The sequence below is a fragment of the Pseudomonas sp. LBUM1640 genome, assembly GCF_059716225.1.
In genome coordinates this window covers 3247310-3272611 of sequence record NZ_CP166816.1, presented here as the reverse complement: position 1 = coordinate 3272611, position 25302 = coordinate 3247310, and the positions used below count along the sequence as shown (strand labels likewise).

Sequence of the window (25302 nt, the reverse complement as noted above, 5' to 3'; positions counted from 1 at the left end):
TGAATGAAGCTTGCCTGATGCGGGCACGCCTACATTTGATCGAGTTTCAGGTTAACCATCAGCCTGACTGCAACCCGCTGGCGCCGGGTGGGTTCATCAAGTCACAGCGGTAGTCCTGCAGCTCGCCGGCCGAACCCAGGTTCAGTTCAGTCAATGCCAGGTGCGTGGCCAGCAGTACCAGGCTGCCATCGGCGCGGGGCGTCATCAGCACGCTGTACTGGCTCATCGCGTCGCCCTGCGCATCCACGTATTCACGCAACACGGCCAATGGGTCGAGCGCATCGGCATCCGCCGCCGAGAGCGTGCGGGCACTGTAGGTGTGCCCCATCAGGCGAGTCGGCAACACCTGCCACTGCGCATCAAGGTGACGGGTTTGGCTATTGAGCACGGCAAAGACATCCGGGCGCAGGCAAGCGATGTGCACATGCAGCTGGTTCTGTGAGCGGCCGTAGCGCGAGTTGATTGCCACCGACACGAACTTATCCGGAATCGGTTTTGTCAGCCCTTCAGACAACACAGCGCGGTGCCGCCAGGCCTGGGCAAAGTAATGCGGCAGTAACTGACGGCCAAGGGCGGCGTCTTCAATGCCGGTGACTTTGTCGACCGGGATCAGCAGGTCATGCAACGGGCCGTTGCGGTCTTTGAACAGCGTGTAGCCACGGTCCAGGTCCACCGCCAGGCACGGGCCGGGGTTTTGCTGCTGTTGCTGATGGGGCACGCATTGCTGGCTGACGATGTGCCACAGGGCATCGGGGTTGCCCCGCCATTGCCAGGCCCCGACCAGCGCAAGCCCACAGAGCAAACCACCGGCGATCTTGAATAGGGAACCGCGTTTCATGCAAAACCTCAACGTACGGAGATGTCAGTTATTGTTGTCGCTGACATCCCTGTCGCGTGTCCCGTCTCGCAAATACGATCCTCTTTCGACGAGTGGCTGTTGTTGTCAGGCAACGCAGCATGGCGACAACAGACGCCGTCTAAAAGGGTCAGTTTTTGTGAGACGGGACACCTGGTTTAACGTTTGGGCGGGGCCATAAATTCCGGCCCGATTGGATCTTTTATCGTGCTGGCGAGGATACGGTCGATATGTGTCAGGTCATCGGCACTCAACTGCCAGCCGAACGCCTCTTCATAGCCGCGTAATTGTTCCGGCCGACGCGCGCCCCACAGCGCAATCGTCGGGCCTTGATCGAGCACCCAGCGCAGCGCCAACGCCAGCACTGACTTGCCGTGGCATTCGCGGGCATAGCTATCCAGCGCCGCCACGGCGGCCAGGTATTGCTCAAACCGCGGCGCCTTGAACTTCGGGTCGAGCGCGCGCACATCGTCACCGCCAAAGCGGGTGGCCGAATGCATGCTGCCGGCCAGCAACCCTCGGCACAGCGGGCCATAGGCCAATACCACCAGGGAATGCTGCTTGGCGTACGGCAGGATATTGCTGTCGATGGCGCGTTCGAACAGGTTGTACGGCGGCTGCACGGTGGCCAACGCGGTGTGGCGGCTGAAATCGTCCATTTGCGCGCAGGAGTAATTACTCACACCGACGGCCAGAATCTTGCCCTCACGGCGCAGTTGCTCAAGCGTTTCGGCGGTTTCCTCCTGGGCCACCAACGGGTCGGGCCAGTGCACCTGGTACAGGTCGATGTAGTCGGTTTCCAAACGCCGCAACGAGTCTTCAACTTCTTTACGAATACGTTGGGCCGTGGCATTGCGCCGGGGGGTACCATCGTCCCATTGCAAGCCGGCTTTGGTCGCGATCACCGCGCTATGGCGCACACCGTGCAACGCCTTGCCGATCAGCTCTTCGGACAGGCCAAACCCATACACCGGCGCCGTGTCGATCAGGTTGATGCCGTTTAACAAGGCATGGCGGATGGTTCGGCTCGACTGCTCATTATCCGCGCCACCCCACAAATGCCCGCCCATGGACCAAGTGCCGAGGGCAACCCGCGAGACCGCCTTATCAATCCCGGCTATGCGCAGGGTCTCGATACTCATGAAAAATTCCTTGTGCCAGCAACAATACATAGAAAAGCAATTACTCTAGATCATCCCAGGTTGAATAGGGCTCAACGCCCCGTACAACCGAACTCCTACTAAAGAGGCTTGTAATGGCTGCGTTTAATCGTTCCGAATTGGCCGATCTCAATGTGTTCATGGCGATCATCCGCCGCCGCAGTTTCCGCCATGCGGCCCACGAACTTGGGGTGACCACCTCGGCGTTGAGCCACACCATGCGCAACCTGGAAACCCGCCTCGGCGTGAAGCTGCTGTACCGCACCAGCCGCGCCGTGGAGCCGACTGACGCGGGCACCCTGCTCGCAGAAAAACTCACCCTGGGGTTTGCGACGATCCAGGACGGCCTCGACACGCTTGAGCTGTATCGCGAAGCGCCGATTGGCCGCCTGCGCCTGAACGTGCCACACGATGCCTCCGTGCTGCTGTTGGCACCGATCCTCGGCGATTTCGCCAACGCTTACCCGCAACTGCGCCTGGACCTGATCGTTGAAGACCATCTGATCGACATCATTGCCGAGGGCTACGACGCCGGTATCCGCTATGGCGCGACCGTGCCCCAGGACATGGTCGCGGTGCCGCTGACCGGCGCGTTGCGCTGGATCATGGTCGCCTCCCCCGCCTACCTCGCCCGCTGCGGCACACCGCAGGCACCCAAGGACCTGCTGCAGCACGCCTGCATCCGTATGTACCTGGGTGACAAGACCACTTACAAATGGGAACTGGGCAATGGCCCGCGCCAACAACGTATCGACGTGCCCGGCAACTTCAGCGCGGCCGACACCGAGACCATCGTGAATGCGGCGTTGCAGGGTGTGGGGGTGGCTTATTGCCTGTCCAACCGCGTGCAACAGGAACTGGCGGACGGCCGCCTGGTGGAAATCCTGCCGGACTGGGCATGCATCGGCGAACCGTTATGTATGTACTACCCCAGTCGTCGCCAGTCGCAGCCGGGCTTGCGTCAGTTGATGGACATGATCCGCCTGAAAACCATCGGCTCGCAGTTGATGGCGCCACATTGAACCTGTGCCGGCAGTGGCTGCGGCGCTCGACACACAGCGTAACGACATAAAAACCGAGCCAAGGAATCAATACCACCCTGAGCACAACATAAGGTAAACGCCTCGGGAGCCTTCTAGACCGGGGCTTCCCTGTTATTTCTCAGGCGACAGACCTTATGCACAGCGTTTCCCATCGCATTCCCGATATCCCTCACCCGTCACAGGCGCCAGCACCTTCCCCCCTGCCGCCGCTGCACAGGCAAAAACGTGACGACGCTTCCCCGCCGCAACTCGAAGTCACCACGCGTGCAGGGGGAGACCGTGAATTGGCAACGCAGTACTCGATTGCCCTGAGCCTGGCCGGACGGCGTATCAACGTTGACGACTTCGACTACATTCCTCCCCACTCCACATTCGGCCAATGGTGGCGGCACTTGCATGACGCCTTCCAATCACCCGACGTTCAACAGTGGATTCAGACTGTAGGTATCGACCCCGCGTCGATAAAACTCCACCCGAAATCCGGTCAAGTTTCCTTCTGCCTTGAGCGCTATCTCGACCCACTGCAGAGTGTGCATACGGTCGGCCAAGACGATAACCAGTGGGCCGCCCTCAGTGGGCCGATCCTTCAGGCCGCACGCGTGATTGGCGCAGAGGCTCCTTTTGCACCGCCGGTCGAGCGCCCGAGCGAACCGGTTCCGTGGTGGCTAGTGGGGCGTTTTTATAAAGAACGGCAGGACCTTACGTTCCCCGGGATGCTTAGCCGCGCTGACGAGCTTAGCCAGGGCCAGCACTTTAAAAGCCTTGATCCAACCCGCTTTGCCGGCTTGATCAAATCGCGCAGTGAGGACGCACTCCAAGACCAAAAAGCGCTTCTGGGTGACATTCGCAACCGGCACCTGGCTGGCGAAACGCTGGGGCGTCTCGCGAAGGCTTTGAACACTGGCAGCAAACAGGCCGGGCAAATCCAGTCCGAACTGCAGAACACCGTCCCGCTATCCGCCGACGGCACCTATTGGCCAACAGGTCCTGACACCCCCAACGAAGTCAGCCTGCAGCAACTGCTCCAGGATCATGGCTGGGACATCCCCACCACCCACGAACAGGTGGTGAACCTGGCAAACGCCCTGACCACCACGCCCCCCAAGGCTGCCACCCACGGCGACCTGGGTGGCGCGCTGAGTTGGCCTGTTCCGCTTGACCAGCAAAGCCAGGAACAACTGAGGGCAGACATACGCACGGGTACGCTCGGCGCAATCGCGTTGAGCCCCTTTAAAAACGTGCTCGATTACCTGCTCAACGGCAGGCCAATCTCTGCGCAGGAGCAAAACAACCCGCGACTGTTAATCGATGACTTGGTCAAATCGCCCAGAGGCAGTGCACTGGGCAAGGCCCTTGAGGCCACATTCGCGGCCCGCTCGGTTAAAGGCACCGCCACCGACTGGCTGCTGGCGGCCTTGAGCGTGGGAAGCAAAGGCGGCTCGGGTGGCGCAACCGAAATCGAGGGCTATAGGCTGGTGTCAGTTGCCAACCACAACAAATCTGCGTCGGCGGTCGTGGAGGCGTTGGCGGCTCATCTGGTGTCCAACAACAAGGCCTCCTCCGCGCAAACAGCACGGGTACAAGCTCACCTTATGCTCGCCAGCCGAGCGCCGGAATTCCTGGTCCAGGACATCCCCAAAGAGGTAGGTGCAGGCACCCACAGTTGGGTCAGTTTCACCACGGCGGTCGCGCGCATAGAAGCAAAAGCGCCCGGCGCGACAGCCGGTATGAGCTATGCGCACATCATGCTCGCCGCCAGCACTGCCCCGATCACCGATGAAGAACGCCAGGCTGAATATGCCGCTCAGAACCAGGCGATCAAGGAATGGGCGGCCCCCAATGGCATGGACTACCCGACGACCGATACCGCCTTGGCCGCTGTGCGCAAGGAGTTCGATACGCAGCTGCGTGAGCTGAGCGAGGCCGCTGCCACGCCAGACTTAGAGATGCCGACGACCGTCGCCATAGCGACCGAACACTTGAAAATAGCCTTGCCGGGCATGGACCCAAAGCTGTTCGAGAAAAAATGTATTACCTCAAAGCCCTCCAACCGCCACTTCCCCGGCCCTTACTCACTGTTGGACCTGTATATCGACGGCAGAGCGCTGGTAGGCGCACCACCCGACTCGAACAGTGACTGGGGCAGCACGGGGCGTACTATTTTCAAAATCCTGACGGGAGGCGGTATCAGCATTGCAGCTGACGGGACGCCTGGCGTGTGGGTCTCATCATCAGATGAGTTGAAGATCAACGAGGTGCTGCCAAAACTCAAAGACCTGCCACGCCCGACGGAGCAGTTTGATGAGGACTATTCGAAATATGCCAACGCCGTCAAAAAGACCACGTCGGCGCAGCTCAAATACCTGATTTCCAAAATGCCGCTTGAAGACAAGCAGAATCTGGAGTTCGGCAAAATAACCGTGCGCAGAGAGGTTGACTACGACAGGCCGGATTATCCCCTGCGTACTGAAGACGGCGTGCTGCTGGTCGAGACTGAACGCAACGTTAACGGCAACCTGCACGTGATGACGTATGCAATCGACCGGCTGAAGGGCACCGTCACCCGGCGGCCGGGCAAGACGTATGCTGAAAAAGCGCCAACCGAGGGTTGGTACCCGTCCAAAGGTAAAAGATACGACCGGATAAAGCCTGCGGGCCAGTACTCACCTGGGATCACGGACGAAAGCCAAAGTGCGCACGGTGTGCCCAAGAGCTTCACCAGTGCCCGAACCCAATACCTCGTTGATGCAGTGCTCGAGGATATGGATCTGCCTGCGGTACGCCGATACGCCAAGGGGGCAACAACCTATGAGACTGAAGTCCCAACCTACAAAATCGTTCAAGAGATTGCCCTGAACCTGATCCCGTTCAGGTCCGCCATTAACAATTTCAAAGAGGGCAAGGTTACCGACGGCCTTGTCGATCTGGCCTTCGATATCTTTGGTTTCGCGGTCGGCCTCGGCGCCGCCGCCAAGGGCGCGAAAGGCGTATTGGCCGGCGCGTCCGCGCTCTCCAAAGTCGGCCACGTGTCCAGGATTATCGGCCGGGCAGCGGTTGGCGCACTTAACCCCGTGGGCGGTATTGATGATCTGGCGCGGGGTGTTTTCAAGGCCGGGCGCTTTGTGGCCAATAAAACCTATAAGGGTGTCAAACAACTGCGCGCCTCGTATTCGGGTGTCAATCTGCTTGAGTTGGCAAAAAGAGGCGATGTTGCGCAGGGAACACTCCAAGCGGCCAATAGTGCGGGCAGCACTAAAGCCCTGGCCCAACTCGATGAGGCGACCCATCAGTGGTACGCCTTCGATCCACGCACGAAGCAAGCCTTCGGCAAACCGCGGGCGAACTTCATCCCCGACCCGCCCATGCGCGCCGACCCCAACAGTTTGCGCGCAATCGCAAGTGAAGACGCCGTGCAAAACGCCAGCCGGCATCACGGCCTGGTGGCAACCGGCAGGTTCAAGGTCGGACAAGAAACGGTCGAGGGACAGGCCGTGATGTTCCAGGGTAACTGGCATCAATACGATGCCTTGAACAAACGCGCCTTTGGCCCACCGCTGCGCGATTTCACCCCCAGCCGCGTTGCAGCCAATGGTGACGTCAGAACACTGGACCGCACTCTATTGGGCTATGAAGCCAAATACCTCGCCTCGCACGCATTATCGACCCAAGGTTTACAGAGCAACGTGTATGTGGGGCTGAGTAAAAAAGAATATATACGGGTCGATGGGTTGCTGTATGAATCGCGGTTAAAGGACGGCCAGCGCGTCATCCTCCACCCCAAAGGCGCGGGCCCGGATATACCGGTCAAAGACCTGGGCGCATCCGGATGGGTGCCCGCCGCAAGAGCCGAGCAGCTGCTGGGGGGCGCGGGCAGCGCCCCTGTACGCTGGAATTTGGGCAACGGTATTTTTGCGGTGCCGATGGATGATATTAAACTCACGAAACATTCCGCCTCGCCCTTCTCGCTCAACTATCAGGGGGTTGATCGTGACGTCACCTTCAACAGTACAGCCGGCGCCTGGACAGAAAGCCGACTCATTGAAGGGACCGATAAAATACACACTCACTATTACTGGAGAACGGGCAAAGGCAAATGGCAGCGCGGAACGATTGATGAGTTTTCAAACGCCAAGAAGCTGGAATCGAAAACGTACAAGCTGGCTGATATTGCGACGCCGCTGGTTGTAAACATTCCGAAAAACGTAAAACCTGTGCCGGCCCAGCTGCACTACTTTTGGGCAGGCCAGGAGATGCCTTCGCACTTGATCGACAACCTGGCCAAGAATGCCAATCAGGCCCCGGGGTACAAATCCATTCTTCATGTTGATGCCGACAGCCCGGCTATTTTCCAACAGATAAAGGCCAAACTGCAGAGCAAGGTCCCCGGCGTGACCGTCGTGAATCTGCATGAGGATGAGGCCTTCAAACAGGTGAAGAATAGCGAGATGTACACCTACTTCCGGCAAGGGCAAGGGAAAAACCTGGCCGCTGCTTCGGACGTGGCACGCTATCCGATCATGCATAAACATGGCGGGGTGTACCTCGATACCGATGATGTCATTCAAGGCAAGATCAGTGCCGATTCGCTGGTGGCCGGCGCGGACGACGTGCTGCTTGGCGCGCCGAGTGTGCATAGGGTCACCGACTATAAAACCTTCTACAACACGAGCAATTTTGCTACACGTTCGGGTAATCCTGTGCTTGAAAACATGATCACTGAGATGAACAAACGGTTCGCCGCGAACAAAGCCTACTTCGCGGCCAGTCGACCGACTGTTTCCCGAGGGGCTGATGGCGCGGTTATCTACACCCCTGAGTTCCTCGATTATGAGAAAAAAATCTTCGATACCGTGGGGCCTAATACGTTTAACGACGTCCTGAAGTCGAAAAGACCCGATATGTACGACCTGGGAATTGATGGACTCACCAAGGAAGCCGAGGTAACCGATCGAGTGCTCGTGGCGAAGGGCCCGATTGTCGACGTCACAACGGACGTACGTGAGGCCTACAACAGAAATGGTATTGCGCCTCCAGACCTTCTGCATAACCAGATACAGAAGATGAAGGAACATTACTTTCCGCTTCGCTATCAGTTCAACATCAAGGTGGGTGCCGAGCACTCCTGGATCGGAACCTGATCGAAGTACATTGAACCAGCACCCGGCCGTCGTCCTCCAACCTGGACAGACCACGGCCCGGTGCACGCTCGATGACATTTATTCTATGGTTGGCCGTACTGGGTGCGGTATTGCTGACCCTCGCCCTCACCTCCTCCTACCTGCGCTGGATGCCGGTGACCACCTCGGCGGTGTGCCTGTTGCTGGGCGTCGCCATCGGCCCGCTCGGCGTCGACCTGTTGCACCTTGATATCAAAGGCTCCGCACGCTGGATGGAGCACCTGACAGAAGTCGCGGTGCTGTTTTCCCTGTTTGTCAGCGGCTTGAAACTGCGGTTGCCACTGCGGCATCGCACCTGGCGCGTTGCGTATGGCATGGCAGGGCCGGTGATGCTGCTGACCATCCTCGGTGTATGCCTGGCGCTGCATTACCTGTTTGCGTTGCCATGGGGTGTTTCGCTGTTGGTCGGCGCCATTCTTGCGCCCACCGATCCGGTGCTGGCTGGGCTGGTTCAGGTCAACAATGCTCAAGACTATGACGCGCTGCGGTTTGGCTTGTCCGGCGAAGCCGGGTTGAACGATGGCACTGCGTTTCCCTTTGTGATCTTTGCACTGCTGTTCATGCAACACGGCGGGTTTGACGGCGACTGGCTCGGTGGCTGGGTGTTGAAAAACCTGCTGTGGGCCGTGCCGGTCGGGCTGTTGACCGGCTACTGGATGGGCCGCGGTATCGGTCGTATGACGTTGTGGATGCGCATTACCAATGAAGACAGCACCTTGTCGCCCAACGATTACCTGACCCTGGCATTGATTGCCCTGGCGTACGTGGTGGCTGAAGCGCTGGGCGGCTATGGCTTTCTGTCGGTATTTGCCGCCGGGCTGGGCCTGCGCCAGGCCGAATTCAAATCCACCGGCAACTCGCAAACCCCCTCGGAGCATTTGGCGCTGCCGGTGGTCGGCCACCTGGAGGTGGAGCCGGATAGAGCGTTAAAGGGGGATGTGAGTGAGCTGGCGGATACGCAAATCGCCGCCGGGGTGATGATGGGCGACATGCTGTCGTTCGGGAGCCTGGTGGAACGTTCGATGGAGGTATTTCTGGTCACCGTGCTGGGCATCGTGCTGATCAGCCATTGGGATTGGCGAGCACTGCCAGTGGCGGCGCTGCTGTTCTGCGTGATTCGACCCGTCAGTGTGCTGGCGATGCCGTGGGGCAAGTTGATCGATTACCGCCAGCGCGGCTTGATTGGCTGGTTCGGCATTCGCGGCATCGGCAGCATCTACTACCTGTTCTACGCGCTCAACCACGGGCTGATCGGCACCAGCAGCGCAGTGGCGGTGAACCTTACCGTGTCAGTGATCGCCTTGAGCATCGTCGTGCATGGCCTCAGTACCCAGCCGATGCTGGCGTGGTATGAGCGACGTGCCAAGTAACGCCACCATCACCCGGACATCAAGCCAGGACAGTGAGGCAATATGCGGTAAATGATTGACGGACACTTTCAGGGAATGACTTGGGAAGTTTCAGACACATAGAGGGGGTATTCAACAGATTAACCCTACCGATGCCCGTCTGATTTTCCCATACTGAGACCCGAATGATATCAGCCTCCTCCAGTGTTTCCACGTTGCAAAACGGCCCCAACCCTACGGCCAGTGCGCCAGCAGCAGCCAATGAACAGCCCGCCCCCACGCACCACGTTGGCCTGTCTTCCCCTCCGGTGTTACCCGCCGATGCTCACACCGAGGGCGATAACGAACTGGCGCCGCTCTACCGTGCGGCACTGCTTGAGATCAACGGCGATGCGACGCATGACGCCGCCATCCACGTCTATCCCATTCCCTCAACCTCAACGTTCGGGCAGTGGTGGTCGCAGATGGGCCTCGCGATGCAATCCCAGGAAATTCGCCAATGGATGACTGAAGTTGGCGTGGACCCTACAACAGTCGTGCTCAAACCCGGCTCGGGTGAGATTTCATTCAGACTCAAGCGTGAACGTGACCCGCAACGTGTGCTGCACACATTGAACCAGAGTGATGCACGCTGGGCAGCGATAAGCGGGCCGGTGCTGGCGGCAGCGGAGATTGTCGTGGTGGGCGATGACGCGGCCAGCGTAAACCCTCCCCAGAGTGCTGACAGCGAGCGCGCTCCGCTCGAAACAATCAGACAGTTTTATCAAGAACCCGCAACACCCACACGCGCTGCTGCCCAGGCGCGCGCCGTGGAGCTTCTGCGGGATAAGTCATTTGTTCAACTGCCCCCGGAGCAGGATCGGGCATTGAGTAAAAGCCGCAGTCAAACCGTGCTTGAGCGCCATAGGTCCGCTTTGGGCGATATCGATAGCCGATACCAGGCCAGCTACAACCTGCAGGATCTGTCCAGGCGTGTTCAGAACGGTGATGAAGACGAAGTCGGGATTGACGATGAACTGATCAAGCTGAAGGTCTATGTACCCCAAGACAGCAGTTACAAGCCGGCCAAGGCGGACAAGTCCAACGGCATAAGCCTCAGGCAGTATCTCGATGACCACGGGATGAACATCCCCAGCACCCTCGAACAATTGGACAACCTCGCTAAAGCGCTGATGACGCCCGAACCTCACGCGCCCGTGCACGGCGATTACTCGGGAGCCTTGGGGTGGCCTCAGCCTGTCGACCCCACGATTTACCAGGACTTGAAGGTCATGATCGCTCAAGGCAAGCCGGGGGGTATTGACCTGGGCGCCTTCAAGAACGTGCTGGAGTACCTGTTGGATAAATGGCCGATTTCCGCGCCTGAGGCACGTAACCCACGGCTTTTGATCGACAACCTGGTGGGGTCGCCCAAGGGCAAGGCGCTGGGTGCTGCCCTTCAAGCCGAGTTCGACGCGAAGTCAGTCAAAGGTAGCGCAGATGACTGGCTGCTGGCCGCTTTGAGCGTGGACAAGCACGCTGAGACGGCCGTTGAAAACGACGATTCCCCCCTGAATATCGAAGGGTATCGGTTGATGACAGCCGGCAACGCAGGCAAGACCGCCGCAACGGTCTTAAATGAGTTGCACGTGTCACTGGTGACGGGTGGCAAGGTGACGAGTCTTCAAACCGCCGGCCTTTACTCGACCTTGAGGCTCTCCACGCGAGCGCCGGAGTTTCTCGTAAAACAAATACCGGACGCGATCGTGCTGGGCTCGCATTCCTGGGTCAGTTTTGTGACCGCGGTGGGTCGTATCGAAGCAAAATCTCCCGGTGCGACAGCGGCGATGACGTATTGGGAGGTCATGCACTACGCAAGCATTGCCCCCGTCACCGTTGAAGAGCAGCGCCATGAATACCTCGCTCAAAGCCAAGCGCTCAAGGACTGGGCGGTGGCCCACGGGCTGGGATTCCCCCAGACCAGTGAAGCGATGGAAGCGGTACGTACGGCTTTCAATGCTCAGATCGGCGAGCTTAAAGCTGCCGCACTGACCTCTATTGAAACCGTCCCCACGATGAGCGACACGGCACTCCCCTTGCTGAAAAAGGCACTGCCGGGCATGAGTACCGAGCAGCTTGAAAAAAAGTGCATCACCCTGCAGCCCTCCAACAGGCATTTTCCTGGCCCTTACTCAGTGCTGGACCTGTGCAGGGATGGGCGCGCAGCGGTCTCTGCGCCCCCTGGTCCGAACGACGACCTTGGAGCGTTCGGCCGGCAAGCCCTGGCCCTACAACCAGGGGTGGGTTTAGCCATAGATCATGGCGCGGTAAAGCACCCGCCAACAGGCACATGGGTTTCTTCATCACCCGACGTTGATATTCAGAAGGCGCTCAATGCGATCAAGTCGATTGGGGACATTAGCCCGACATTCGATGCGGCATTCTCGAATTTCGCCACTGACCTGGAAAAAACCACAAAGGCCCAGATCAAGCACATGATTTCGGCACTGCCGCTGGAGGACCGTCAGAATCTGGAGTACGGAAAAATAACCGTCGTCAAACAAATGAACCTTTCCAGGAAAAATACCGGGCAGCCCAGACGCAAACGTGCCACTGAAGGCAGCGTGTTGGTCAAGACGGAACGCAACGGCAAGTTCAAGACGTATGATATCAATCGTTTGAAAAGCGAGATTATCCCGCGTCGTGACCTGGGAGACTTTGAGACGGGCGACCGTACGAACGTAGGTATCCGCCCTTACACACTGTTTGAAGTCATCACGCCCAGCGGTGAATACGCACCGGGGTTGACCGATGAGGCTACTGGCACCCCAGGTGTTCCACGCAGTTTCAGCAGTGACAGGACCGCTTATATAGTCGACGCTGTGCTCAAGGACATTGACCTGCCTGCTGCCAGGCAATCAGCCAAGGGCTTGACCACCTTCGACACCGAAGTACCCACACATGAAAGTGTTGGGGAGTTTGCCCTGAACCTGATCCCGTTTCGCTCGGCGATCGTCAACTTTCAAAAGGGCAACTTTAATGAGGCTGCCAACGATCTGATCGTGGATATCTTTGGTTTCGTGATAGGCGCAGGTGTCGCGGCCAGAGGTGCTAAAGCCCTGGCCGCCGGGGCTTCGGCCTTGGGCAAGGTCGCCCAGGTCGTGAAGATTGTCGGGCGAGCGGCCGTGGGCAGCCTCAATCCCTTGAGCGGTATTGATGATCTGGCCCGTAGCGCCTGGGCCGGAACGCGCAGGACATTAGCGGCGACGCAAAAGGGCATCAATTATTTACGTGGGACCACGCGCAGTGTGGACCTGCTGGATGTGATCAAACACCCAGACATCGCCCAGGGCACCTACAAGTCGGCGCAGGGTATCAATGAAGGCACGGCCCTGGCCAAGCTGGATGAACCAACCAGCACCTGGTACGCCTATGATCCACGCAAAAAGCACGTGTATGGAAAACCCCTGAAAGGCTTTATCGCCCAAAGGTCCGCACCCATCGACGGCAGCGTCGCAGGCAAGATCGATGACAGCCTGCTCAGCCGGGGTTTGAGGAGTGACAATGTCGTGCGCATGGGTGGCCCCATGCACAATCTGAAATTTATCGGCAGCCAGATGCACACCTTTGAGGACACCTACAAAGGCACTACGCGCCTGAACATCTCCGCCCATGGTGTCGCACCCGGGCCCTCTGATCCACTGCTGTTCAACGGCACCAAAGTCGTGGTTGACGGCGTCGCGTATGACGCAGAAGGCCTGCTGGAGTTATTGAAAAGTAAGAATGTTAACCCGATGCATTACGATAATGTGCGCTTGCTGGTCTGCCACGGCGCGGACGGTATCAGTACATCCTTCGCGCATGAGTTTCAAACCCTTATCGAACGTCCCGTCAAAGCCTTTGAAGGGCCAGTAACCATGAATTACGGCGCCACCGGTGTGACCGCTGACCGTAATCAACTGGCGGTGAAACTCAATCAACGGTATCGGGGGCTTACACCCGAGAAGGCCAAGGCGATGGCGAGCATTCTAATTCGAGATGAGGCCGCAAAAGGGACGGCGCATGAAGTCTTTAAACGCCACGGGCAAAAGATCATCGTCGACACCACGCCCCTGGACGGCTTGCCTTCGAGCCAAGAAACCTTCATCAACTACCGCCCACGTCATTTTTCTTGAGCACACGGCCGTGGCTACGCCGACGGGCGAGCCACGGCCGAGCACTGGCCAGGTTAGTCAGGCTGGTTCTCGGTGTGGCCGACATCCGCTGCGTCATCCAGATCGTTCAGCGGCACTTGCGCATCATCCATCAATGAGCCCGGGTCTTCGTTGCCCGGGTCATTGAGTTCTTCTTCGTCGACTTTTGACATGACCGTCTCCTCTAACCGCCTTGGGTGTCGATATCAGCATCGGTTTCAGGCTTGGGCTCAGGCGTTGGCTTGAAATCCGGGCTGTAGTCGTTGTCCTTGGCTTTGGGGTCTTTCGCCGGCGTTGGGTCTTTAGGCGCATCGGCGGCGGTGCCGGGGGCCGGTTCGCCGCCGTCGATAGCCGGGTCGTTGCGGTTGCTGACTTGCGGATCGTTACTTGTGGTCATGGGTCACCTCTTCGCAGTTTTGGAAAACACAGGCTGCGTCAAGGTAAGGTCCTGCATGGGGCGATGAAGTTCCAATTGTCTTATGAGACCGGGTTATCGACCTGAATATAAAACGCGTAAGCGCCCAGCAATACCCAGAACACCATGAACAGCCACGGCGCACGCATCGAGAACAGCAGCGACTTGCGATAGCCCTTGTGAGACGACTCGGTCTCACAGAACAGTGGCGAATCGTCATAAGCCAAGCCCATCACCGGCTCGCTGCGCAGCAGTTCGCTCTGCTTGTAATGCCAATGGTCGATGATTTCGTACGCAGCACGGATACCCGGCCAGGCGTTGAGGGAGCTGAGCACACCAAGGGAGGCCAGGAACACCGGCACTATCAAGGTGAAAAACTTGCCCCATTCCGGGTTCAGGTTGCCCATGCCGGAGACAAAGGCGATGACCAAAAATGACTGCGCGGTGAGGTAGGCGTCGGTACGGTTGGCCAGGATGGTGGTTTCGTACTGGATCTCGCGCCGATAAAAGTCGAGTCGGTCCTTGGGTGAACCGAAGATCTTGGCGTTGTGTTCACTGTGTTCGTTCACGACCGCTTCGGGGGTGCTTGGAGAGATGATTCTGGGCACGACGGTGCTCCACACTGTTTCGAGTCTTGTTAGAAGAATCGGGGCTGCGCGAAGTTCAAGTTTGTTCATGCACCATTTTGGAACACGGCATGCACTCTTGTGGCGAGCGGGCCGTTGTAGTGAGTGAGCTTGCTCGCGCCGGGCTGCGCAGCAGCCCCAAAAAAAGCGGGAGCGCTGCGCACTCCAGCGGGAGCAAGCTCCCCCGCCACAAGGTAAATCACTGTTGCGCCCAGTTTCGGCACAAGCATTGCTTTATCCATTCATCTGCCCGGATACAGGAGCATTCGTTACCCCCCGACCCAGAGCCGACCCCATAAGAAAGTAAGGACCAGGCCTGTTGGCACCCTGCGCCACGGGTTCATAAAAAAATGCGTTTTTTAAAGCGGCAGTGCCACTCAAGCTTCCTTAGGCACTGACAAGGTACTGGAATGGCTCGATCTTTCTTTGATGAAATGAATGACGCAGACGGCGTGTGCCGTGCGCATTATCAGGATTTCTCCCGCTGGCTGGCCAATACGCCGCCGGAACTGCTGGCCCAGAGGCGCCGCGAAGCCGACTTATTGTTCCACCGCGCCGGGATCACCTTCACCCTCTACGGCGACGAGCAGGACACCGAGCGCCTGATCCCCTTCGACATCATCCCGCGCAGCATTCCCGCCAGTGAATGGAGCGTGATCGAACGCGGCTGTATCCAGCGGGTCAATGCGCTGAACATGTTCCTTGCCGACATCTACCACGACCAGCGCATCATCAAGGCCGGGATCATTCCGGCGGACCAGGTGCTGGGCAACGAGGGTTATCAGAAGGCAATGGTCGGGCTGGACCTGCACCGTGGCATCTATTCGCATATTTCCGGGGTCGACCTGGTGCGCGACGGCGACGGCACCTACTACGTGCTCGAAGACAACCTGCGCACCCCCAGCGGCGTGAGCTACATGCTCGAAGACCGCAAGATGATGATGCGCCTGTTCCCCGAAGTGTTCGCCAAACAGCGCATTGCGCCGGTGGACCACTACCCCAACCTGCTGCTCAAGACCCTGAAAAGCTCCAGCCGCCTGGACAACCCCAATGTGGTGGTATTGACGCCCGGGCGCTTCAACAGCGCATTCTTTGAACACGCGTTCCTCGCCCGGGAAATGGGCGTGGAGCTGGTCGAAGGTGCCGACCTGTTCGTGCATGACCTCAAGGTGTTCATGCGCACCACCGACGGCCCCAAGCCGGTGGACGTGATTTACCGGCGAATCGACGACGCTTTCCTCGACCCCAAAGCCTTCAACCCTGACTCGATGCTCGGCGTACCCGGCCTGGTGGCTGCCTACTGCGCCGGCAACGTGGTGCTCGCCAACGCCATCGGCACCGGCGTGGCTGACGACAAATCCATCTACCCGTATGTGCCGGAGATGATCCGCTTCTACCTGGATGAAGAGCCGATCCTGCAAAACGTGCCGACCTTCCAGTGCCGTAAACCGGATGAGCTGTCCCATGTTCTGGCGCACCTGCCGGAACTGGTGGTCAAGGAAACCCAGGGCTCCGGCGGCTACGGCATGCTGGTCGGCCCTGCGTCAACGGCCGCCGAGATCGAAGACTTCCGCCAACGCATCAAGGCGCGCCCGCACGCGTATATCGCCCAACCGACCCTGAGCCTGTCCACCTGCCCCACCTTTGTCGAAAACGGCATCGCGCCACGGCATATCGACCTGCGCCCGTTCGTGCTCTCGGGCAAGGAAACTCGCCTGGTGCCCGGCGGCCTGACCCGCGTGGCACTCAAGGAAGGCTCGTTGATCGTCAACTCGTCGCAAGGCGGCGGAACCAAGGACACCTGGGTGGTGGAGGGCTGAGTATGTTGAGTAGAACCGCCGCAGATCTGTACTGGATGTCCCGTTACCTGGAGCGCGCCGAAAACCTGGCGCGCATGCTCGAAGTCAGTTATTCGCTGTCGCTGATGCCCCAGGCCGGGCACAGCGATGGCCTGGACGAACTGGCCATGTCGTTGCTCAGCAGCGGCACACTCGAGAGTTACCTGGAGCGTCACAAACAACTGGACGCGATGCGCATGCTGCACTTCTTCGCGCTCGACGAAGAAAACCCCGCCAGTATCTACAACTGCCTGCGCGCTGCCAGGGGCAATGCCCATGCGGTACGCGGGCGCATTACCGCCGACATGTGGGAAAACCTCAACGCCACCTGGCTGGAAATGCGCAGCATCGCTGCCGGTGGCCTGGCACGCCACGGCATCAGCCACTTCTGTGACTGGGTCAAGCAGCGCTCGCACCTGTTTCGGGGCGCTACGTCCGGCACCATCATGCGTAACGATGCGTATCGGTTTATTCGCCTGGGCACCTTTGTCGAGCGCGCAGACAACACCTTGCGCTTGCTGGATGCGCGCTATGAGATGTTTGGCGAGGAGTCGGAGGAAGTCAGCGATTTGTCGGCGCGCGGTTATTACCAGTGGAGCGCCCTGCTCCGCGCGTTGTCGTCATTCGAGGCGTATACCGAGCTTTACCCGAATGCGTTGAATGCGCGCTCGGTGTCGGAGTTGCTGTTGTTGCGCAGTGATGTGCCGCGTTCGTTGCATGCGTGTATTGAGGAGTTGAGCCATATCCTGGCGGACTTGCCCGGCAGTTATGGGCGCACGGCGCAGCGCCTGGCGGCTGAGTTTGAGGCGCGGCTGCGCTATACCGGGATCGATGAAATCCTCGAAGACGGCCTGCACAGCCGGCTCACGGACTTTATTGACACGGTACGCGAGCTGGCGCGCGCGATTCATAGCTCGTATCTGGAAGTGGTGTGAGTTGCAGTCACTTAACTGTCAGTTCGGGTGATTGACCCTGCTTCTGTGCCGCTCTTATGTTGGGCAGGTGAAAGGCCTTCCCACCCTAAGAACAGGTACAGAGCATGTCCGAACTGACACTGACACCCGCCGCCGCCCAAACCTTGCAACGCTGGCACACCATGCTGGCGGGTCGCGATCTTCAATCGCTGCCTGAACTGCTGGCGCCTGATGCCGTCTTCCGCTCGCCCATGGCGCACACGCCCTACCCTGGCGCGCCCGTGGTGTCGATGATTCTCAACACGGTGATCAAGGTGTTTGAAGACTTCAAATATCATCGCGAACTGGCTACGGGCGATGGGCTCAGTGTGGTGTTGGAGTTCAGCGCGCGGGTGGGTGACAAGCAGCTTAAGGGCATTGATCTGATTCGCTTTAATGAGCTGGGGCAGATCGTTGAGTTTGAAGTGATGGTGCGGCCGTTGAGTGGGCTGCAGGCGTTGGGTGAGGAAATGGGGCGGCGGTTGGCGCCATATCTGGCGAAAGCCAAGGGATGATTGTTCCCACGTTCTGCGTGGGAATACCGACTGTGACGTTGCGCGTCACGCCTTTAAAAGCGGACGCGGAGCGTCGATTGCGCAATTCCCACGCGCAGCGTGGGAACTATCGCTCTATCGCTGGTAGGGGTTATTGGTTTTTGACCAGCACCGGTTCTGCTCGGTATTGGTCCGGGAACAGCTTTTTCAGCTGCGCCACTTTCGGCAGGTCATTGATCACGATGTACGGGTAAGACGGGTTCTCGGTCAGGAAGTCCTGGTGATAGGACTCGGCCGGGTAAAACGCCTTGCCCATCTCCACTTTGGTCACGATGGGTTTATCGAAGGCCTTGGCCGCGTCCAACTGCGCGATATAGGCCTGGGCGACTTTTTGCTGCTCGGCAGTCTGCGCAAAAATTTCCGAACGGTATTGGGTGCCGCTGTCCGGGCCCTGGCGGTTCAGTTCGGTGGGGTTGTGGGCCACCGAGAAGTAGATCTGCAACAGCTTGCCATAGCTGACCTTGGTCGGGTCGTACGTCACCGATACAGACTCGGCGTGGCCGGTATCGCCGCCGCTGACTGACTCGTACTGCGCGGTGTTCGCCGCACCACCGTCATAGCCGGACACCGCGTTTTTCACGCCTTGCACATGCTGGAACACGCCTTGGACGCCCCAGAAGCAGCCACCGGCAAACACGGCGGTTTGCAGGTTGCCGGACTCGGCGGGCAGGTCCAGTGCGGGCGGCGCGATCATCACGGCATCGTCGGAGGCGCCGAAGGAGAAGGCTGAGCTTTGGCCGACGAAAGCAGCGAAGGCCAACACCGGAAAAAATTTGAGCAGTTTCATCACGGTCACTCCAGTGCAGCTGAATAGACGGGGTCGAAATGTGGGAGCGGGCTTGCTCGCGAATGCGCAGTATCAGAGACAGGTGTGCCGACTGACACACCGCATTCGGGAGCAAGCCCCCTCCCACATTGATTGGGTTAGCCACTCAGAGGTTGAGTGCTCAGGTCAAGAAATCGGTTAACCGAAGGTGAAGGCATACGCCGACACGTGCGGGTCGAGGAATTCGATGCTGAAGGTGCGATCCTTCACGCCGCTTGGCTGGCGCACCAGCTGATACAAACGCTGCTCGGTCACCGTGCCGCTGCCGTCCGGGCCCACATCGGTGCCGTGGGCATCGCCGGGGGCCTGGCCGTCAATCGTCACCTTGAAACGCACCGGCTTGCCATCGGCGCCCGGTCCCAGCACCAGGTGCAGGTCACGAGCGTGGAAGCGGTAGACGATGCGCCCACCCGCCTGATCGAGGCTGGCTTGTTGGCCGCCGACGTTCCACTGGCCTTGCAGGGTCCAGTTGTTCAACGCCAGGTTGCCGGCGGCCGGGTAATTCACCACCTTGTCAGTGCCCAAGGTGGCGGTGCTGACGAAGTTTTCCGCCCGCTGAAAGCCCAGGTAGGTTTCCGGCGATTGCACCTCGTTCATGTCCGGTGCTTGCTCCACGCCCTTGGCGTCTGCCTCGATCAGGCCCCCGGCGACATTTGGCGCGCCGGCTTCACGCAACAGTTGCTGAATCACGCGCTCAGACTCGGCGTAGTCGCCTTCGCCAAAGTGGTGATAACGGATCTGGCCCTTGGCATCGGCAAAATAATGCGCCGGCCAGTATTGGTTATTGAAGGCGCGCCAGATCTTGTAGTTGTTGTCGATAGCCACCGGGTAAGTAATGCCAAGGTCGTTCATGGCCTTGGTGACATTGTTCACGTCACGCTCAAAGGCAAATTCCGGGGCGTGTACGCCGATCACCACCAACCCCTGGTCTTTGTATTTCTCGGCCCAGGCTTTGACATACGGCAAGGTGCGCAGGCAGTTGATGCAGGAGTAGGTCCAGAAATCCACCAGCACTACTTTGCCTTTCAGCGCTTGCGCGGTCAGTGGCGGGCTGTTGAGCCACTGCACGGCGCCCTCCAGCGGCGCCAGCGTGCCTTCGATCGGCAAGGCGTCGCTGTGGCTGGCAGCGGCCATCATCGCGCCACCGGCCATCATCGCCCCGCTCTTCTGTTCTGGCTTGGCACTGAGTTTGTCCACCAGGCTTTGCTCCAGGCCACCGGTGGAGGCCGTCGACAACCGCGACAGCACGCCGGTGTCCAGGCCCAGGGCGATGGCAGCCACACCGGCCAGCATCAGCGCGCCAAGGCCACGGCGCAGCCACTCCCCGGCACCCAGGGACTTTTTCATGAAGCCAAAGACTTTACCGCCGACCAGCAGCGCCAACGCCAGGGAAGTCGCAGCACCGGCTGCGTAGGCCAGCAAGAGCAAGGTAGTGCCGATGCTGGCACCCTGCAGCGCGGCGCCCGTAAGCACCAGCCCGAGGATCGGCCCGGCGCACGGCGCCCACAGCAAACCGGTGGCCACGCCGATCAGGAACGAGGCGCCCGGACGCGGCTTGGCATCGGCCCCAGCGGCTTCGGACAAGCGACTGCCGGCGGCCACCAACGGGCGCGTCAGACGCTCCGACAGTTGCGGCAACAGCAGCGTGAGACCGAACAGGGCAACGCACAGCAACGCGAGCCAACGCCCGTATTGATTGACTTGCACCACCCAGCCGCCGCCCACTGCCGCCAGCGAGGCCACCAGGGCGAATGTCACCGCCATCCCCGCTAACAGCGGCAAGCCACTGCGCATAAACGGCTGCCCGGTGCGAGCGAAGACAAAAGGCAGAACAGGCAGGATGCACGGGCTGACAATTGTGAGCACGCCGCCCAAATACGCGAGAACCAGAAGCCACATGGGATCTTCCCTTATAAGTATTGATAAACATCGGCTTAAGCCGCCGTGAAGGTCATGGCCGCGCCATTCATGCAATAACGCAGGCCGGTAGGTGCCGGGCCGTCGTCGAACACGTGTCCTTGGTGACCGCCGCAACGGCGGCAATGGATTTCCTTGCGCACCACGCCGTAGGAGGTGTCGACGTGGCTGGCGACGGCGTTGTCCAGCGGCTGCCAGAGGCTGGGCCAACCGGTGTGGCTGTCGAATTTGGTCGTCGAGGAGAACAGCGCCAACGCGCAACCCGCGCAGGCGAAGGTGCCGGTGCGGTGCTCATCGTTGAGCGCGCTGGTGTAAGGGCGTTCGGTGCCCTCCTCGCGCAGGATGTCGAACTGTTCGGCGCTGAGCAGGCTGCGCCATTGGGCCTCGGTGTGGTTGACCTCGAAGGTTTCGGCGGCCTCGACTTCGGTGATCATGTTGATTTGTTTGAGCAGGCCACCGGCCAGGACGGCGACACCCAGGCCGCCTGTGGCCAGCAGTATTTGTCGGCGTGAGTACATATGTTGCTCCTCAACCTGTAAGCATTCGTGGCTGGCGTGGAAGATGTGGCTCGCGCTGGGCTGCGTAGGGGACCCAGAAAAATCGGGAGCGCTGCGCACTCCAGCGCGAGCAAGCTCGCTCGCCACAACAGCGGGTTTGCATTGGGGTGATCGTGGGGCTTGGGCGGTCGCGAAATCCTCACGCAGAGTTAAACAATTCGTGATAACTACAGGGTTGCAAAACCCGCACAATGCGCGAACTACAAGTGAAGGTTTATTAAATGGAACAGCCCAAACGCGTCCTGGTGGTCGAGGACGATGCGCACATTGCCGACTTGATTTGCCTGCACCTGCGCGATGAGCAATTTGAGGTGGTGCACAGCGCCGATGGCAACGAAGGCCTGCGCCTGCTCGAACAAGGCGGCTGGGACGCGCTGATCCTCGACTTGATGCTGCCCGGCGTCGACGGTCTGGAAATCTGCCGCCGTGCCCGTGCCATGACGCGCTACACACCGATCATCATCACCAGCGCGCGCTCCAGCGAATTGCACCGCATCCTTGGCCTGGAACTGGGCGCCGATGACTACCTGGCCAAGCCGTTTTCAATGCCGGAGCTGGTGGCGCGGGTCAAGGCGCTGCTGCGCCGGGTCGATGCCATGGCGCGCAACCTGAAGATGGACGCCGGCAGCCTCGACCTTGGCCAACTGTTCATCAACCCGTTGACCCGCGACGCCACCCTGCAAGGCCAGCGCCTGGACCTCACGCCGCGCGAATTCGACCTGCTGTATTTCTTCGCCCGCCAGCCGGGCAAAGTCTTCTCGCGAATGGACCTGCTCAACGCCGTGTGGGGCTACAGCCACGAAGGTTATGAACACACCGTCAACACCCATATCAACCGACTGCGCGCCAAGGTCGAGGCCGACCCGGCCAACCCGGCGCTCATCCTCACGGTGTGGGGCCGTGGCTATAAGTTCGCCGAGAATTCACCATGAAACTGACCCTGACCCAGCGCCTGTCGGTGGTGTTCGCCGTATTGCTGGTGATCTGCAGCGGCACCTCGGCCTGGCTGCAGGTGCGTTCCAACCGCATGCACGAACTGGAAGTGGTGCAAGGCCTGTCCCGTGACCTGGCCGCGCATATCGCCCGCGACACCCAACTGATGGACGCCGACGGCCTCAAGCCCGAGGCGGTGCGCACCCTCTTCAGCCAGTTGATGCTGGTCAACCCGAGCGTCGAAGTGTACTTGCTCGATATCGACGGGCGCGTGGTCGGGAATGCCGCCCCGAGCGGGCATTTGCTGCGTGATCACGTTGACCTGGCGCCCGTTCGGCGCTTCCTCAGCGGCGCGATGCTGCCGATCCTCGGCGACGACCCGCGCAGCGTCGATGGGCGCAAGGTGTTCAGCGCAGCGCCACTCAAAGCCAACGGTCAGCAAACCGGCTTTCTGTATGTAGTGCTGCTGGGTGAAGCTCACGATGTGTACGACGCCAAAGACGCGACGGGCATGGCGCTGAAGATCGCCTTGTGGTCTATCGGTCTGGTCGCCCTGCTCTGCCTGTTGGCAGGCCTGATCGCGTTCGCCTGGATCACCCGACCGCTGCGCCAATTGACCGACAAGGTTGGCCAATTCGATATCAACGGCGCGCCAAAACCTGCGCAAATCAATGCCGCCGAACTCGACAGCGGCGATGAAATCGCCGTGCTCGACCACGCCTTTGTACAAATGGAAAACCGCCTCGGTGAGCAATGGCGCGCCATCACCCACCAGGACCAGGAACGCCGGGAAATGGTCGCGAACATTTCCCACGACCTGCGCACACCGCTGGCGTCGCTGCATGGCTACCTGGAAACGCTGTCGCTCAAGGATGCCAGCCTGAGCCCTGAAGAACGCCGCCGTTACCTGGGCATCGCGCTGGACCAGAGCCGCAAGGTCGGCGGCCTGGCCCAGTCATTGCTGGAACTGGTGCGCCTGGAACATGGTTTCGTGCAACCGGTGATCGAAGGCTTTTCATTGCCGGACCTGGTGCAAGACATCTTCCAGAAGTTCGAACTTACCGCCGAAGCCCGATCCATCACCCTCACCGCCACCTTGCCACCAAAGGTGCCGACGGTGCTGGCCGACCTGGGCCTGATCGAACGCGTGCTGACCAACCTGCTCGACAACGCCCTGCGTCATACACCGGTTAACGGTGAAGTCGAAGTGATTCTGGCGCCTGAAGCCAATGGCGTGGCCGTCACCGTTACCGACAGCGGCCCTGGCATCGATGCCGAGCTGCGCGAGGGCTTGTTTCTACGCGCCTTTACCATCGGCGGTGCACGCCGCGATGGCGGCCTGGGCCTGCGCATCGTGCACCGCATCCTGCAATTGCACGGGCGCAGCATCCAGTTGGTGGAACGCCCGGGGCACGGTGCGACCTTTACGTTCTCTCTAGAAACACGAGCATCAGCGCGTTGACCGCTGCGCTTGCTCGTTCTGGATCCAGTGACCGCAGGAACGCTCGCGGTATTCACGTGGCGAGCAATTCATCTCACGCTTGAATGCGCTGCTGAAAGCGCTGTCCGACTGATAACCCAACGCCTGGCCGATACTGGACACACTGCTGCCAGAGGTGTTCAAGGCCTTTATCGCCAAGTGCATACGCCAGCGGGTCAGGTACTCCTGAGGGGCCATCCCGACCCGCTGCTTGAAGTGCAAGGCAAACGTGGAACGCGACTGATTGGCCACACCGGCCATTTCGCTCAAGGTCCAACGCCGCGCCGGGGCGGCGTGCACTTGCGCAAGTACCGGTGCCAGCCGTGGGTCGGTCAATGCCGCCAGCCAGCCTTGGGTACTGGCGCCCAAAGAAGACTGATAGAGGCGCAGGATTTGCACCAGCATCATTTGCGCCAAATGTTCGGTCATCAGCGCCGCGCCGGGCTTTGGGCCGGCGTATTCGAGGGCGAGACGCTCCAGGCACCAACGCAATACGCCGGCCTGCTCGGCGCTGGCGCTGATGCGCACCACCGGCGGCAACCCATCGAGCAACAAGCGAGCCTCGTCACCGTAGGTAAACAGCCCGCCAATCAGAAACAGATCCAGCGTGTCGCCCAGCCTGGCAATGCCGCCCACAGCGTCTCGATAGACCCTGCGCGCATCGATGCCCGCATGCACAAGGTTGCTCGACAATCGCCAGGGACGATTGTGTGTCAGCAAAAAACAATCGCCCTCGCTCAAGCGAATCGGCACCGGCTCGCCCTCCACATCCAGCCAACAATTACCTTGCACCACTGCATTGAACTTGATGCCATCCGGCGGCGGAAAATTCACCGCCCACGTGCCGCCAGCCTTCAAGCCCGCAAATAAAGTGCGGTGGCTTTTCAGCAAGGCCAACACCTCAGACAGGGTATCCATAATAAATATCACCGGACGATCGCGATAGAAATATGGACGTTAGGCCATTCCGCGTCCGGCTTCCAACGAAAAATATAAGCCTGCCCCAAACGGAGAAGCGCTATGACGCGTAAACAAGCCCCTATCAATGCAGATCACGCCCAGCGCTCTGGCGTGCATGCCTGGGCCATCGGCCCGGAGCAGGCCGAAAAACTCTGGGCGCTGAGCCAACAACTCTGCGGCATCACGCTTGAGTGACGGGCGCCCACCAGCGCGGCAACAATTGGCGCACCCGCGCCTCACCGGCTCGCCCTCCACCTCCAGCCAACAATTGCCTTGCACCACTGCATTGAACTTGATGCCATCCGGCGGCGGAAAATTCACTGCCCACGTGCCGCCAGCCTTCAAGCCCGCAAATAAAGTGCGGTGGCTTTTCAGCAAGGCCAACACCTCAGACAGGGTATCCATAATAAATATCACCGGACGATCGCGATAGAAATATGGACGTTAGGCCATTCCGCGTCCGGCTTCCAACGAAGAATATAAGCC

General features: G+C 59.6%; 19 protein-coding genes and 1 pseudogene. 10 read left to right on the top strand and 10 right to left on the bottom strand.

Annotated elements, in window-relative coordinates:
- Positions 1–58 precede the first annotated feature (58 nt).
- Together ACA065_RS14735 and ACA065_RS14730 are read right to left on the bottom strand one after the other, a co-directional pair.
- Positions 59–838: a CDP-diacylglycerol diphosphatase gene (locus ACA065_RS14735; protein ID WP_497695152.1), complete on the bottom strand. Its 780-nt coding sequence runs from the start codon at positions 836–838 to the stop codon at positions 59–61.
- Between the two features lie 176 nt (positions 839–1014).
- Complete coding sequence (locus tag ACA065_RS14730; protein ID WP_497695151.1) at positions 1015–1998, bottom strand: aldo/keto reductase; 984 nt, start codon at positions 1996–1998, stop codon at positions 1015–1017.
- A 113-nt stretch (positions 1999–2111) separates the two neighbouring features.
- Between ACA065_RS14730 and ACA065_RS14725 the strand changes: the two genes are divergently transcribed.
- From ACA065_RS14725 to ACA065_RS14710, 4 genes are all read left to right on the top strand, one after another.
- The gene (locus ACA065_RS14725) at positions 2112–3038 is read left to right on the top strand and encodes a LysR family transcriptional regulator (RefSeq protein WP_497695150.1); all 927 of its coding nucleotides are present in this window, start codon (positions 2112–2114) and stop codon (positions 3036–3038) included.
- Between the two features lie 155 nt (positions 3039–3193).
- Positions 3194–8197, top strand: coding sequence for a glycosyltransferase (locus tag ACA065_RS14720; RefSeq protein ID WP_497695149.1), 5004 nt, complete (start codon positions 3194–3196; stop codon positions 8195–8197).
- A 71-nt stretch (positions 8198–8268) separates the two neighbouring features.
- Positions 8269–9606: a cation:proton antiporter gene (locus ACA065_RS14715; protein WP_497695148.1), complete on the top strand. Its 1338-nt coding sequence runs from the start codon at positions 8269–8271 to the stop codon at positions 9604–9606.
- Positions 9607–9770: 164 nt separating this feature from the next.
- Entirely contained in the window at positions 9771–13739 is a 3969-nt protein-coding gene (locus tag ACA065_RS14710) for a hypothetical protein (RefSeq protein WP_497695147.1), read from the top strand.
- A 53-nt stretch (positions 13740–13792) separates the two neighbouring features.
- Here ACA065_RS14710 and ACA065_RS14705 read toward each other — a convergent pair whose 3' ends face one another.
- The 3 genes from ACA065_RS14705 to ACA065_RS14695 form a co-directional block, all read right to left on the bottom strand.
- A complete protein-coding gene (locus ACA065_RS14705; RefSeq protein WP_497695146.1) occupies positions 13793–13930 on the bottom strand; it encodes a hypothetical protein in 138 nt (45 codons plus the stop codon).
- A gap of 11 nt (positions 13931–13941) precedes the next feature.
- Positions 13942–14154 (bottom strand): hypothetical protein, encoded by a 213-nt coding sequence (locus ACA065_RS14700; RefSeq protein WP_497695145.1) that lies wholly within the window; start codon positions 14152–14154, stop codon positions 13942–13944.
- A gap of 80 nt (positions 14155–14234) precedes the next feature.
- Entirely contained in the window at positions 14235–14780 is a 546-nt protein-coding gene (locus ACA065_RS14695) for a hypothetical protein (protein WP_497695144.1), read from the bottom strand.
- Positions 14781–15208: 428 nt separating this feature from the next.
- On the opposite strand from ACA065_RS14695, the gene ACA065_RS14690 reads away from it, so the two are divergent.
- The 3 genes from ACA065_RS14690 to ACA065_RS14680 all read left to right on the top strand — a co-directional run bounded on the left by ACA065_RS14690 (position 15209) and on the right by ACA065_RS14680 (position 18104).
- Complete coding sequence (locus tag ACA065_RS14690; RefSeq protein WP_448651334.1) at positions 15209–16618, top strand: circularly permuted type 2 ATP-grasp protein; 1410 nt, start codon at positions 15209–15211, stop codon at positions 16616–16618.
- Between the two features lie 2 nt (positions 16619–16620).
- Entirely contained in the window at positions 16621–17571 is a 951-nt protein-coding gene (locus ACA065_RS14685) for an alpha-E domain-containing protein (RefSeq protein WP_497695143.1), read from the top strand.
- Between the two features lie 104 nt (positions 17572–17675).
- Positions 17676–18104 (top strand): nuclear transport factor 2 family protein, encoded by a 429-nt coding sequence (locus tag ACA065_RS14680; protein WP_497695142.1) that lies wholly within the window; start codon positions 17676–17678, stop codon positions 18102–18104.
- A gap of 130 nt (positions 18105–18234) precedes the next feature.
- On the opposite strand, the gene msrA is transcribed toward ACA065_RS14680, so the two are convergent.
- The 3 genes from msrA to msrB all read right to left on the bottom strand — a co-directional run bounded on the left by msrA (position 18235) and on the right by msrB (position 21404).
- Positions 18235–18930, bottom strand: coding sequence for a peptide-methionine (S)-S-oxide reductase MsrA (gene msrA, locus ACA065_RS14675; protein WP_497695141.1), 696 nt, complete (start codon positions 18928–18930; stop codon positions 18235–18237).
- Between the two features lie 177 nt (positions 18931–19107).
- A complete protein-coding gene (locus tag ACA065_RS14670; RefSeq protein ID WP_497695140.1) occupies positions 19108–20868 on the bottom strand; it encodes a cytochrome c biogenesis protein DipZ in 1761 nt (586 codons plus the stop codon).
- 35 nt (positions 20869–20903) lie between these two features.
- The gene (gene msrB / locus ACA065_RS14665) at positions 20904–21404 is read right to left on the bottom strand and encodes a peptide-methionine (R)-S-oxide reductase MsrB (RefSeq protein ID WP_497695139.1); all 501 of its coding nucleotides are present in this window, start codon (positions 21402–21404) and stop codon (positions 20904–20906) included.
- 260 nt (positions 21405–21664) lie between these two features.
- Between msrB and ACA065_RS14660 the strand changes: the two genes are divergently transcribed.
- Positions 21665–22375, top strand: coding sequence for a response regulator transcription factor (locus ACA065_RS14660; protein ID WP_497695138.1), 711 nt, complete (start codon positions 21665–21667; stop codon positions 22373–22375).
- Entirely contained in the window at positions 22372–23838 is a 1467-nt protein-coding gene (locus ACA065_RS14655) for a sensor histidine kinase (RefSeq protein ID WP_497695137.1), read from the top strand. Before ACA065_RS14660 ends, ACA065_RS14655 begins: the two co-directional genes overlap by 4 nt.
- On the opposite strand, the gene ACA065_RS14650 is transcribed toward ACA065_RS14655, so the two are convergent.
- A complete protein-coding gene (locus ACA065_RS14650; protein WP_497695136.1) occupies positions 23827–24774 on the bottom strand; it encodes an AraC family transcriptional regulator in 948 nt (315 codons plus the stop codon). The two genes, ACA065_RS14655 and ACA065_RS14650, sit on opposite strands and share 12 nt — an antisense overlap.
- Before the next feature lie 102 nt (positions 24775–24876).
- Here ACA065_RS14650 and ACA065_RS14645 point away from each other — a divergent pair, with 102 nt between their 5' ends.
- Positions 24877–25011 carry a hypothetical protein gene (locus ACA065_RS14645; RefSeq protein WP_497695451.1) on the top strand — a complete coding sequence of 45 codons (135 nt, stop codon included), beginning with the start codon at positions 24877–24879 and terminating at the stop codon, positions 25009–25011.
- Positions 25012–25110: 99 nt separating this feature from the next.
- Here the strand turns inward: ACA065_RS14645 and ACA065_RS14640 are convergent.
- Positions 25111–25221, bottom strand: a pseudogene (locus ACA065_RS14640) (AraC family transcriptional regulator); the annotation flags it as partial.
- Positions 25222–25302: the final 81 nt, after the last annotated feature.